Source organism: Clostridium beijerinckii (genome assembly GCF_018223745.1).
Classification (GTDB): Bacteria; Bacillota; Clostridia; order Clostridiales; family Clostridiaceae; genus Clostridium; species Clostridium beijerinckii.
The window spans coordinates 5,161,687-5,174,588 of record NZ_CP073653.1; the positions used below are offsets into that span (position 1 = coordinate 5,161,687).

At 29.0% G+C, this 12,902-nt stretch carries 11 protein-coding genes; 2 read left to right on the plus strand and 9 right to left on the minus strand.

All coding sequences use genetic code 11. The annotated features are described in order from the left end of the window. Positions 1-2: 2 nt before the first annotated feature. The 3 genes from KEC93_RS23145 to KEC93_RS23155 form a co-directional block, all read right to left on the minus strand. Positions 3-1,865 carry a polysaccharide biosynthesis protein gene (locus KEC93_RS23145; RefSeq protein WP_017211263.1) on the minus strand — a complete coding sequence of 621 codons (1,863 nt, stop codon included), beginning with the start codon at positions 1,863-1,865 and terminating at the stop codon, positions 3-5. Between the two features lie 54 nt (positions 1,866-1,919). Continuing rightward, positions 1,920-2,903, minus strand: coding sequence for a glycosyltransferase family 2 protein (locus KEC93_RS23150; protein ID WP_077869867.1), 984 nt, complete (start codon positions 2,901-2,903; stop codon positions 1,920-1,922). A gap of 532 nt (positions 2,904-3,435) precedes the next feature. Further along, positions 3,436-4,284, minus strand: a complete 849-nt coding sequence (locus tag KEC93_RS23155; RefSeq protein WP_077869866.1) for a LicD family protein — start codon at positions 4,282-4,284, stop codon at positions 3,436-3,438. Between the two features lie 211 nt (positions 4,285-4,495). Between KEC93_RS23155 and KEC93_RS23160 the strand changes: the two genes are divergently transcribed. Further along, positions 4,496-5,464 carry a glycosyltransferase family 2 protein gene (locus KEC93_RS23160; RefSeq protein WP_087702588.1) on the plus strand — a complete coding sequence of 323 codons (969 nt, stop codon included), beginning with the start codon at positions 4,496-4,498 and terminating at the stop codon, positions 5,462-5,464. A gap of 315 nt (positions 5,465-5,779) precedes the next feature. After that, entirely contained in the window at positions 5,780-7,645 is a 1,866-nt protein-coding gene (locus KEC93_RS23165; protein ID WP_077869827.1) for an MBL fold metallo-hydrolase, read from the plus strand. Positions 7,646-7,763: 118 nt separating this feature from the next. Here the strand turns inward: KEC93_RS23165 and KEC93_RS23170 are convergent, their stop codons facing one another. The 6 genes from KEC93_RS23170 to KEC93_RS23195 all read right to left on the minus strand — a co-directional run bounded on the left by KEC93_RS23170 (position 7,764) and on the right by KEC93_RS23195 (position 12,772). Further along, on the minus strand, positions 7,764-9,092 hold the full coding sequence (locus KEC93_RS23170; RefSeq protein ID WP_039769878.1) for a PTS sugar transporter subunit IIC: 1,329 nt from the start codon (positions 9,090-9,092) through the stop codon (positions 7,764-7,766). 87 nt (positions 9,093-9,179) lie between these two features. Then, the gene (locus KEC93_RS23175) at positions 9,180-9,488 is read right to left on the minus strand and encodes a PTS sugar transporter subunit IIB (protein ID WP_023976460.1); all 309 of its coding nucleotides are present in this window, start codon (positions 9,486-9,488) and stop codon (positions 9,180-9,182) included. An 80-nt stretch (positions 9,489-9,568) separates the two neighbouring features. Beyond that, positions 9,569-9,889, minus strand: coding sequence for a PTS lactose/cellobiose transporter subunit IIA (locus KEC93_RS23180; protein ID WP_077840536.1), 321 nt, complete (start codon positions 9,887-9,889; stop codon positions 9,569-9,571). 478 nt (positions 9,890-10,367) lie between these two features. After that, positions 10,368-10,592, minus strand: a complete 225-nt coding sequence (locus KEC93_RS23185) for a hypothetical protein (protein ID WP_077869826.1) — start codon at positions 10,590-10,592, stop codon at positions 10,368-10,370. 245 nt (positions 10,593-10,837) lie between these two features. Continuing rightward, positions 10,838-12,178 (minus strand): PTS sugar transporter subunit IIC, encoded by a 1,341-nt coding sequence (locus KEC93_RS23190; RefSeq protein WP_023976461.1) that lies wholly within the window; start codon positions 12,176-12,178, stop codon positions 10,838-10,840. Positions 12,179-12,460: 282 nt separating this feature from the next. Continuing rightward, entirely contained in the window at positions 12,461-12,772 is a 312-nt protein-coding gene (locus tag KEC93_RS23195) for a PTS sugar transporter subunit IIB (RefSeq protein ID WP_012060794.1), read from the minus strand. Between the last annotated feature and the right edge of the window lie 130 nt (positions 12,773-12,902).

Genomic DNA, 12,902 nt, shown 5'->3' on the forward strand with positions numbered 1-12,902 from the left:
TATTACTCCTTATCTGCATTTTCTGCAGCCACTTCATCTTCGTTTTTATAATGATATGTTGGAACTATCTTTTGCATTTGATGCTTAATCTCTGATATATCGCTAAGCTCCAATAACTTTTGTAATTGCTCCAGCTTAATTGTTAAGCTATTCATATCTTCAAATGTTGGTTTACCTACATATATTTTATTGTGAACCGTATTTTCTAATCCTTCTTCACTCATTAAAAGTTCTTCGTATAGCTTTTCTCCTGGTCTAAGACCTGTAACTACAATTTTTATATCTCTATTGGGTTCAAGCCCTGAAAGCCTTATTAAATCACATGCCAAGTCATAAATTTTAACTGGTTTTCCCATATCTAATACAAAAACTTCTCCACCTCTTGCAAAAGCACCGGCTTGAAGCACTAACTGCGCAGCTTCTGGAATTAGCATAAAGTATCTAATAATCTTTTTATGAGTTACAGTTACAGGGCCACCATTAGCAATTTGTCTTTTGAATAATGGTATTACTGATCCATTACTTCCAAGCACATTTCCAAATCTAACCGCAACAAATTCTGTCCTAGACTGCTTATCCATGGCTTGAATGATCATTTCACATAATCTTTTTGTTGCTCCCATAATATTAGTTGGGTTAACAGCTTTATCTGTTGAAATCATAACGAATCTTTCTACGTTAGCCTCACTTGCTTCTAATGCTAAATTCAAAGTTCCAAAAACATTGTTTTTTATAGCCTCTTTAGGACTATCTTCCATTAAAGGCACATGCTTATGTGCTGCTGCATGGAATACCACATTCACTCTATATTTTGTAAATATTTCATGAAGTCTCTTTCTATCCCTAACTGAACCTATTAATACAGTAAGATTCATGTCTGGAAACTCTTCTCTAAGTTCATTTTGTATATCATATACATTGTTTTCATAAATATCAAATATTATAAGTCTTTTAGGATTATATACAGAAATTTGTCTGCAAAGTTCCGAACCTATTGATCCTCCCCCTCCAGTTACTAATATAGTCTTTCCTTCTATATAATCTGAAATCCCTTTATTATCAAGTTGAATAGGATCTCTTCCAAGCAAATCTTCTAAATCAACATCTTTTATTCTACTAACTGTAGCGTCTCCACTTAGTATTTCGTACATTCCAGGTATTATTTGAAGTTTACAATTTGTATTCTTACAAATTTCAATTATTTCTGCCTTATTTTTCGCATCAAGAGATGGAATCGCAATTAATATTAAATCTATTTCCTGATCTCCAACTATATAAGGTATATCGTATCTGTTTCCTTCTATTTTTACACCTGATATTCTTTTTCCAAGCTTACTTTTATCATCATCTATAAGAACTATCGGATTATACTTTAGTTCTCTTCTTGCCATCATTTCATTAATAAGCATAGTTCCAGCCGAGCCAGCCCCGACTATCATTACTCTTCTTTGGTCTGATGAGTATTTAAATGGTATGTACAAAAGAGTTCTTCTATATACCCTATACAATATTCTATATCCTAATACAAAGAAAATACTTAAAAGTATTCCGACAACCGAAACATTTAACGGAATTGTATTACCTAGAATTCTAGTATACCCTATTGATATTATTCCTGCTAAAATATTTCCACCAACACCTAACAAAAACTCGTCAGTACCAGTTAAATGCCATAGACTTTCATACATTTTAAACAAGTAAAAACATACTAAATAAATTAAACTTAACGCTATACAATCATGAGTGTATATTTTCGCAATTAATGTAAAATCTCCACTATTGGTTATATTTATTGAGAAAAGATATGCCATATTAACCATAAACATATCGATTATCATAACTATAAAAGTCTTCCAATTCTTCACTATACTTCCCCTCCTACTTCAGAGATTCTCACTAAAATGTCCTAATTTAAACTATTATCTTACTTTATCTAAAACTTTTATTAATAATTTAGGACAAGACAGCATTCCCTTACATTGAATAGAATATCTAATATTATTCTTATCCAACTTTTGCATTTTATAATTCTTTAAATATTTTCTTACATCCTCTTTATTTAAAAACTTAAAAAGTTCCTCATGGAAATTTGAATCCTTACCTAATACCGAAAAAACATGTGATATTGAATAAGGTATTTTAAATTCAACTAAAAAACTTTTTATCTTATTTAGGCTTTCATCATCTTTTATATCATTTAATAGGTCAATATATGAATAATAGCAATCCAAATGCTTCAATGATACATTTTGAGTCACAGAATTTCCCCATATAACATAAAAAGCCAATACTTCATTTACGCTTATAACTTTTTTTGCATATAACAATGCCTTTACAACAAAGACCATATCTTCTCCATATTTTCTTTTAGTATCAAATAAAAGATTATTATCTTGTATAATGGAAGATTTATATATAGCACTTCTCATTCCTATTGTTATATCATCTTTTAACTGCATAAGAGCAGCTTCTTTTCCGCTAATGAACTCATTTAAATAGTTAGTTCTATTTTGAACTAGCACATTTCCTTTAGCGTCAACCTCACTATAATCACAAAAAACTATCTCACATTTACTTTCTTCGGCTTTTTCATACATACGCTCAACAAATTTATGATCAATATAATCATCTGAATCTAAAAAAGTTATATACTCTCCACTAGCTTCTTTTATTCCTCTGTTTCTTGCCGCACTAACACCCGAATTTTTTTGAGTTATGATTTTATAATTTATACTTGAATTTTCAAGTAATCCTCTTGCTATATCGATACTTTTATCCTTTGATCCATCATCTATAAGTAAAAGTTCAAAATCTTTGCAAGTTTGATTCATAACAGATTTAATACTTCTTTCAATACATTCTTCTACATTATAAACAGGAGTAATGATAGATACTTTTACCAAAACTATTCGCTCCTTTTATTTAATTATATTCAGAAAACAATAAGTCAGCATACTGGCCTATTTAATGCCATAACTTACTATAATATTGGGCTAATAGACATTATGAACATATATATTCTTTTGTTTTAAAGAATATATATGTTAAAATTATCATTTTTTACATCAATTGTGGATATCCCAATAACAAACTATACTTAGCCCATGAAATATATTCCAACCAGAAACTGGAGCAAAAGTATATTATTCATTTCGGTGAGGTATACGCATAAGTATAGATTATAGTTGATTTATCTATAAATTTAAAAAATATAAAATCACTTTTATATTTAAATACTGTACCGTCAAATAACTTTAAACTTTTCAACACTACTTGAATTATACTAGTATTGATGCCCATATGCAATATTAAGCCATTTTCTTAAGTAAATTTTCATTTTCATTCATTATAGCTAAGTAAAAATACTCTCATTTAGAGAAATAGTTTTACTACTATAAATAAATCTACATTCTTTTATAATTAAAACGAACATGCCTATTGGGCATTTTTTAACTTTTTGATTATTCTGGCATGCCATACTCTGTCTTCTTCTTTCGGAAGTGTCATATAATCGCCATACAATTGTGTTAAAACAGCATCATAATTCTTAGGCGCATTAAAATAATCTCCTTCGAATTCAACTTTTATCAAATCAAAAAAGTCCTCTTTTTTATATATGTACTGACTCCATACTGTATCCAATCCATATCCCATATATTCTGAATTTCTATCATTCCATTTAACTAAAAAGTCAAATAATTTCTGTCTTCTTTTTGTTGTAAAAATACTTGATACAATATTATAAATAAAATATGTAATTTTATTTTTTAATGTAAGCTTTTCAGGTTTTTCTCTAATTCTTATGAAACTTCTTAATACAAAATTGCTTATTTTTCTTTGAATATTGTATACCCATCTTTTTTTAGGAAGACTATCATAAGGTATAATATCTATAAATAAACCATTATGCATCTTTTCATTTTCTGCAATCTTATCTTCAATAAAAAGTGTATTATTATATCTTATTTTGCATGGAACTTGATAGATATCATAATTAGGATCATTTTCATGAGTCTGCAAAAATAAATGATCAGGTAGTTCATTCTTAACTACACTTAAAAATTTATTATAATCTTCTCTAAGCATTCCAATGTCAATATCGTCATCCCATGGTATAAATCCTTTATGTCTAACCGCTCCTATAAGCGTTCCAGCATCTAGAAAATATCTAATATTATGCTTGTCACAAATTTTTTTTACATCTTTTAAAATGCTTGCCATTATTAACTGAGCATCTCTTAGCTGTAAGTCTTCATAATTTGAATAATTAGTATTATTGTTCATCTTTTTCTCCTTTAATACATATCTACCTTTTATTATATCAATGTAGTCATAAAACTCAATAATACATATTAAATATTGACTTTTAATTTTCTATTACAATACCTTCTACAGATTATTAATTCTAAATTATGCCTTAATATGTTATAATTTATTACAGCTTAACCATCTATAGAGCAAATTTTAACCTGAGTAAAAGATTGGAGAATATATTATGGAAAATACTAAAGATTTAATTAGTGTTATTGTGCCTGTTTATAATGTTGAGAAATATTTACCTCAATGTATAGATAGCATTTTAAATCAAACTGAAAAAAATCTTGAAATTATTTTAGTTGATGATGGTTCATTGGATAATTCCGGAAAGATATGTGATGAATTCTCTAAAAAGGATGATAGAATAATTGTTATACATAAGAAAAATAATGGTCTAAGTTCTGCCAGAAATGCTGGCCTTGATATAGCTAGAGGAAATTATATTGGTTTCGTAGACAGCGATGACTGGTTAGATAAAACTATGTATGAAGTTTTGTTAAAATTGCTAAAGGAAAATAATTCTGATATTTCATGTTGCGATTTTTTTAAAACAGCTAATAGCGATGACTCAATACCTCATATAGATGATGAGATTATTAATTCTTACAATAATATGGAAAGCCTAAATAACTTCTATAATGGCTTATATACTCAAACAGTAGTAGCTTGGAATAAGCTCTACAAACGAGAACTCTTTAAAGATATTTTTTATCCTGTAGGCAAAATCCATGAAGATGAAGGCACTACATATAAATTATATTATAAAGCTAATAAGATCACTTATACTAATAGGCCTTTATACTACTATAGGATCACTCCTAACAGTATAACTACAAGTAAGTTTAATAAAAAAAGGTTAGATATAATAGATGTTTACGATGAAAAAGTTAAGTTCATTAAAAATATAAATAATGAAGAAATCTATTCAAAAACATTAAAATGGTATTTATTTAAGCTTATAAATTGTTATTTTGAATGTTCTAATAATATTGAAAATAATACTGAATATTTAACCTTGATTAACCATAAGGTATCAGAAACATATAAATCTTATATTCAAAGCAATAAAAAACAGCTTCACTGGATAATTTTATTTTCTATATTTAAAATCAATCCTAAATTATATAAAAAGCTATTGAGAAGTTAAAAGATAACAATATAATTATGTTATTCATATTTTGTTTTGTTCAATGATTATTAAAGAAAATAACAAGTCTAAAATGCCTTGTGTATTTTGCGTCATACACGGAAAGATATCTATCTCATAGAGAACTATTAGCTTAGTTTCCGTACTAAACATAATGCAAAATCCACTAACATATTGACTTGTTATTTTTCTATTACCTTTAAAAATTTTTTCTTAATTTTACATAATGCGGAATAAATCCCGAGACTTGGCTTAAAATTTGCTTGATTATGTGCTATAATATTTTGTATTGAATTTAAGGAGTGTTAAAAGATAATGATGACAAAATATTTTAAAAGTTTTATACTATTCTTTCTAATCTGTTTATCTTTTCATCTTTTTACAGAAACAATAGTATATGCTGAACAGCAAACAAATGAAATTTCACAAAAAACAAATGAATCAACTTTACATAATTCAACAAACGAAGATTCTTCAAAAAATACTAACAAAGATATCAGTACAAGCGTTTCAAGTAACGAATCAGAAAAAGATTCAAAAAAAGACACAGATAATAATAATAATAATAATAATAATAACAACAACGCAACTGCTGTACCGAATAAGCAAGAAGAAGTATCTATTCCATATGGATGGAAAACTATTGATTCTAAAAAATACTATATAGTTAGTGATAAAGTCCTCGAAAAAACTGGATGGTTCATGGAGAAAGATGTTAATCCTGATATAACTTCTAAAGATAAAGGCTATGATGATAAATATTATCTAGATAGTGATTTTTCAGTAGTAATTGGCTGGAAAGAAATAGACGGAACCTGGTATTACTTCAATAAAGATGGAATACTGCAAACTGGATGGGTTTATGATAATAATATCTACTATACAGACAAGAACGGTGCTATGGAAACTGGATGGCAAAAAATCAATGGGGATACTTATTATTTTGATCAATACGGTCACATGGCTACTCATAAAACATTAATAGATGATAATTGGTATTTCTTTAGCGATGATGGGCAACTTCAAAAAGGCCTTTACTATTATAAAAATAAAGAATATTATTCTGATGACAAAGGAATAATGGTTGTAAATACTTGGGTTGATTCTAGAAATCACAAATATTACATAAAATCCGATGGTTCTGTTGCGACTGGAAAGCTTTATTTAAACGGAACTATGGAAGATTTTAATTCAAATGGTTACTACCAAGGTTCAGATAAAGATGATAAAGACTATTTATTTGTACGCCATTTAAATGTAGGCAATGCTGACTGTGCATTTATAAGATTACCTAGTGGAGAAACTGTCTTAATAGATACTGGTGATACAACAACTAGCGAAACATTAATAGACTTTTTAAATAGTCAAAACCTAAAAAAAGATTTTTTCAAATCTACTACTACTAGTAGTAGTGTACAAGCTACTGAATCTAACACTAGCAAAACTTCTAATGGAAAAGGAGTTGTAGATTACGTAGTGCTTACACATCCTCACTCAGATCACATTGGTGGAGTGATTGATTTGCTAAAAAACTTTAATGTCGGAAAAATATTGGTTCCTAAATACTTTGAAATGAAAGACTTTACAAGTATAAATGATACTACTTCTAGTGCCAGTGAAAAAGAAATTATGAAACATGATTATGAAGTATATACAGAAACAATGAATGCTATAAAGAAAAGCGGAGTACCTTTAGTTACAGCTGAACCAAAATCATATATTGATAGCGAAAATATTTTACAATTTGTTCATGCTGATAAGGATTATCCAAGCTTTGAAGCAGCTAACCCTTACCAAGAATATACATTGCTAAACAATAACTCTGCTCTTGTTTATTTGAATTATCATGATCTTCAAGAATTATTTGCTGCAGATATTGAATGGGGCGCAGAAAACGACTTTCTTAGTAGAAAAGCCTTAGATGGAAAAGAAGTTGATGTATTAAAAGTTCCTCATCATGGAAATCCAACATCTTCATCGTATCCATTTATCGGATATGTTAACCCAATTGTAGGAATAATTTCTAGAGCTAAAGAATCTATTAGCACTACTAATGAATCTTACAATGTTCTAACTACATGTGGTGTCAACATATATGAGACAAGCAATAATCCTGATGGAATTTCAGTATATTCTACTAAAGATAATTGGAATGTAGAACCAGCAGCTAGTAAATCTTAATATTAACTCAAATTTTAAAAAAGCTCATCATTTGTATTTTTTTACAAATGATAAGCTTAAATTCTAATTACCTAAAGTTTTAATCTTTCCTTGTCATAATAATATTATTTAATAATTCTTATGCCTGAATATTATCACCATGTTGAGCTGCCAATTCATTTTTTAGGTTTATACTATCTTGTCTCTTAAAGAATGGAAGGTAAACGAAGAATGACATTGCTAATACTAATAACTGTAATATTGCTGTTCTAACTCCACCTGTCAAAAGTCCTGATATTGGTGCCGGAGTTGTCCATGGAACCATTACCCCTCCAAATGGTGGAACTATTCCTGTTGCTATTGCAAAATAAAGTATTGTGCCTGATAGCATTGGAGTAATTATAAATGGAATTGCCATAAATGGATTCATTACTATTGGTGTTCCAAATGTAATTGGTTCATTTATATTAAATATTCCTGGTACTATTGCGAGTTTTCCTAATTGTTTGCATTGTGCCGATTTTGCAAAAAATAACATACATATTACTAAACCTATTGTCATACCAGATCCTGTTACTGTCATAAATTGATCAAGAAATTGCTGTGTTACTATATGAGCTCCATTTGCTATTGTTAATTCTTTTCCACTTGTAACTATAGCTGCATTATCTAAGGTATTTGATTGTAATATTCCTGACATTACACCGCTTACTATTGTTGCTCCATGAACACCAAACCACCATAAGAATGGAATTAAAAATCCCATGACTAAAACTCCACCTAATGAGTCTGTCATACCTTGTAATGGTGTTTGAAGTACTTTATATATCCATTCAATAAATGTTGTTTGTAATCCCCATTTAAATATCATATAAACTATTGTTGCTCCAAGCACTATAACTGCTGCTGGTATTAATGCTGCAAACGAATTCACAACTCCCTGTGGTACGCCATCAGGCATCTTTATTGTAATCTTATTTGCCATAAACCATGAATAAACCGCTCCAACTATTAATCCTATTATAATTGCTGTAACCATTCCCTTTCCACCACACCATGCTGTTGGTATGACATCACCTACTGTTTCTCCACTTTTAGTAGTTACTGAAGAGCTAGTTGTTAATATAAATACTACAAATGATATTATTCCTGCTGATAAAGGTTCATGACCTTCATTTTTAGCATAAGTGTATGCTATTCCTATTGTTGCAACAAGTGCTATCATGTTAAAAGTTGCCCCATTTGCTTTAAACAGCGGGTCAGTCCATCCTGCACCTAATGTAACATTTAGCCAATCATTTAACGGTTGGTATGGCAATTGCGCTAGCAATAAAAATACCGATCCTACCAAAGTTAATGGTAAAGTGAATAAAATACCGTCTTTTAATGCAACAACTCCCTTTAAACCAACAAACTTCATAACTATTGGCAATACTTTTTCGTTTAAAGTTGTCCCAGATGATGACATAATAATTCCTCCTTAAAAATTAATAAATATAAATTAACACGGTCTATTAGATAATTTATAAAAAATGATATTGTAAAAACTTTTTAACTATTTTCCTGCTAGCTTTAAGGCAAAGTCTAAAACTTTTTGCCCATTCATCATTCCATAGTCAACCATTGGTATAACATCCACAGGTATTCCTTTAGGTTCGCATATCCTTTTTGCTTTGTTTAATGTATATCCAACTTGCGGACCCAATAATGCAACATCAACTCCCTCTATATTTTTATCCATTTGACTTTCTGGAAAAGCTTCAATATCTACATCTATCCCCTTATTCTTAGCTGCCTCCTTCATTTTGTTTACTAAAAGACTTGTTGACATTCCTGCTGCACAAAATAATCTAATTATTACCATGGTTCATTCCTCCTGAAATATAAATTTATTTATATAAACTTTGAATAAATGTACTTATGAAATTTTAATCTCTTTATTAATTATTTAACTAATGTATTTACCACTTTTCTTAGTTCCATTATCTGTTCAATTAAGTTTTTCTCTGTTATTGCTGTCATTAGATGATCTTGTGCATGCACAAACAAAACTGACATGTCAATCTTTTCACCATTTGCTTCTTTATGAAGGAACATTGTTTGCCCATCATGTGCTTTTGCTAATGCATCATTTGCTAATTGCATTTCCTTATCAGCTTCTTCGTATTTTCCTTCATTTACATTGTTAAGTGCCATATACGCATGATTTTTACAATCTCCAGCGTTTATTATAATGTTCATGATTGCCATTTCTAACTCTTCCACTCTACACTCCCCCATTCAATGTCTTTTAGAATATTTTTCCTTTTATCCTATTGCATAGCATAAATTGTGCCAAACACTATTCTGCTTTTTAGTAGACATTATTTTAAACATATTAATATTATCTATATTAATCTTAACCCTAGATTTTTAAAAACGTTTACAGGAAATTTTATGCATTCAAATTATGATTAACATTTTATATGTTTACTTAATATAATCAATATCTAATATAAGAGTTTGATTATTCTTATTAGAGTTTTGGTAATATTGTCCAGTGTTTAGATGAAAGTATATAATTGTGATTAGTGTTTGAACACTTCCAAGAACTGTTTAATCACTAAATTTATTTTAATTATCAAAAAATAATTTCACCAACTCGAAATTAAGCAAATTATATAGAACTAATAAAAAGCATCTTCTTAACTATAAGAAAATGCTTTTTATCTACAATATAAATAATTAAACTATATCTAATTTTTTATTGTACACTAACTCCAAAATATAATACTTTTCCAAGTTCAGTATCTTTTATTGATTGTTTTGCAATTGCAGCCGCATTTTGTTGATCACTAAGGATACACTCAAAAAGTATTTTAATCCCTTCCTTTTTAACAAATTTAAATACTTTTTCATTCTCAACTTCAATATTTTCTACTATATTTATTATATCATCTTGTCTTAATGCACAGTTTATTAATATCATTTTTCTACCTCACTTCTAATTAATCTTTTGAAAAAACAAATAATTTTATCTTAATTTAATTTTATAATTTGACTATTAACATATTATATATTTTATTTTTCAGAATTATACTGAGTAAACTCTAACATTTTAATTATTTTCTCATTGTGTTTCTGTTGCTGCAGAAATCATAATTTTAATAATTAAAAATGTTAGAGTTTTTAAATTTATTTTAAATTGTTAATAATAGGGCTAATTAATTGTATTTACGCTTGAGCGCTATTTTCGTGTTTTTGTGCTGCTAATTCATCAGCATATGACATAGCATCAACTTTCTTAAAGAATGGGAAGTATATTGCCATTCCAACAAGTAGGAATACTAATTGAGCTATAGCATAACTAGGACCACCAATTATTAATCCTGAGAATACAGCTGGAACTGTCCAAGGTGGTAATGCTCCACCCATTGGTGCAAGTATTCCTGTTGCAATTGCAAAATAAAGTAATATTGCATTTACTACTGGAGTAAGTATGAATGGTACACCCATTATTGGGTTCATTACTACTGGAGTACCAAATAATACAGGTTCATTAATATTAAATAAGTTAGCTGGAAGTGCTAATCTACCTAATTGTTTATATTGAGCAGATTTTGCAAGTACTAATAATAATATAGTAAATCCAAGTGTTTGACCACTACCTGCTAAGTTAATGAAGTTATCATAGAATTGTTGAGTTACTATATGAGCTCCGTGAGCAAGATCTAAAGTCCCTGCTTCTTGTAATTTAGCATTAGCTGCAGTATTAGCAGTTAATAAAGCACCTACCATACCTGATACTGTCATACCTCCATGAATTCCGAAGAACCATAAGAATGGAACAGCAAAAGCAATAAGTATAGCTCCTGGAAGTGAATCTGATGCAGCTTGTAATGGTGTTTGAACAACTTTATATATAATTTCTACAAAAGAAGTATTGAATCCAAACTTACATACCGCATATACAACAGTTGCACCTATAAATATAACTGTAGCTGGAATTAATGCTGAGAATGCATTAACAACACCTTGAGGTACACCTTCTGGCATCTTGATTGTAATATTTTTCTTTACCATTGCGCAATAAACAAATGAAACAACTAAACTTACAATAATTGCAGTAATCATACCTGATCCACCAGTCCAGTCTTGTGGAATAACTCCACCAACTTGAATTGGAGTTGCATCAGGTGTAGCTTTAAACATAACAAAATCATTTGTTACAGTTAAGAATACACTTAAAGCAATTACTGCTGGTGAAAAAGGTTCAAGACCTTCATTTTTACAGTATACATAAGTCATACCTATAACAGCTACCACTGCCATAATACCCATTGTTGAATGCTGTAATTTAAATAATGGATCATTCCAACCTGGTCCAAAAGCGCTAGCCATACCATCTGTAAATGCTTTTACTGGGAAGCAAGCAATTAATAAGAATATAGATCCAACAATATTTAATGGTAAAGTAAATAACATACCATCTTTTAATGCTTGAACACCTTTAAGATTAACGAATTTCATTACCGCTGGCACTACTTTTTCGTTCAGTGTTTGATTGAGTGACATAATAAATTTCCCCCTTATAACTAAATTGTGATTATAATATGAATAATTACAAATAAAAATTTGCTATTATTACTTATAAACTTACATATTTATTTTGATTTTCCTATAATTGTTGTTAAAGGTTTTCTTTCCTCATATAACATATGAATATAAGTTAATCGATTAGATATATCTTTATATGTGCATTTGTATTTTTACTTAATCATGTAAAACTACAAATGCTGTTTATTTTTGCAAATTATTTCTTATTGGTTAAGTTTATAAAAATAATTAATTTTTCAATTATTTATTTTTTGCAAGATTTAATGCTAGATCTAAAACTTTAGCTCCATTCATCATTCCATAATCAACCATTGGTATTACTTCTACTGGAATGCCATGTGGTTCACAAAGTTTCTTTGCTTTTCCTAAAGTATATCCTACTTGTGGCCCAAGTAATGCAACATCCATACTATCTAAATGTCTATCCATTTGAGATTCTGGAAATGCTATAATTTCTGCATCAACACCTTTAGCTTTAGCTGCCTCCTTCATCTTATTAACTAAAACACTTGTTGACATTCCTGATGCACAGAATAATTTGATTGTAACCATATTTCTTCCTCCTTGATTTAACTTTTATAAATTTTAATATGTTCTATACCTTTATATAGTTTTGTGTTAATTTTAAAGTTACTTGCGAATTTTATTTTTATAGTATTTACAAAATATAGCTTGTCTATTT

Bases quoted from the DNA above. Each gene is read 5' to 3' on its own strand.
- KEC93_RS23185 (WP_077869826.1), bottom strand. From the start codon at position 10,592: ATGATATTAATAAACTGTGCATTAAGACAAGATGATATAATAAATATA.
- KEC93_RS23170 (WP_039769878.1), bottom strand. From the start codon at position 9,092: ATGTCATCATCTGGGACAACTTTAAACGAAAAAGTATTGCCAATAGTT.
- KEC93_RS23190 (WP_023976461.1), bottom strand. From the start codon at position 12,178: ATGTCACTCAATCAAACACTGAACGAAAAAGTAGTGCCAGCGGTAATG.
- KEC93_RS23195 (WP_012060794.1), bottom strand. From the start codon at position 12,772: ATGGTTACAATCAAATTATTCTGTGCATCAGGAATGTCAACAAGTGTT.
- KEC93_RS23175 (WP_023976460.1), bottom strand. From the start codon at position 9,488: ATGGTAATAATTAGATTATTTTGTGCAGCAGGAATGTCAACAAGTCTT.
- KEC93_RS23155 (WP_077869866.1), bottom strand. From the start codon at position 4,284: ATGAACAATAATACTAATTATTCAAATTATGAAGACTTACAGCTAAGA.
- KEC93_RS23160 (WP_087702588.1), top strand. From the start codon at position 4,496: ATGGAAAATACTAAAGATTTAATTAGTGTTATTGTGCCTGTTTATAAT.
- KEC93_RS23165 (WP_077869827.1), top strand. From the start codon at position 5,780: ATGATGACAAAATATTTTAAAAGTTTTATACTATTCTTTCTAATCTGT.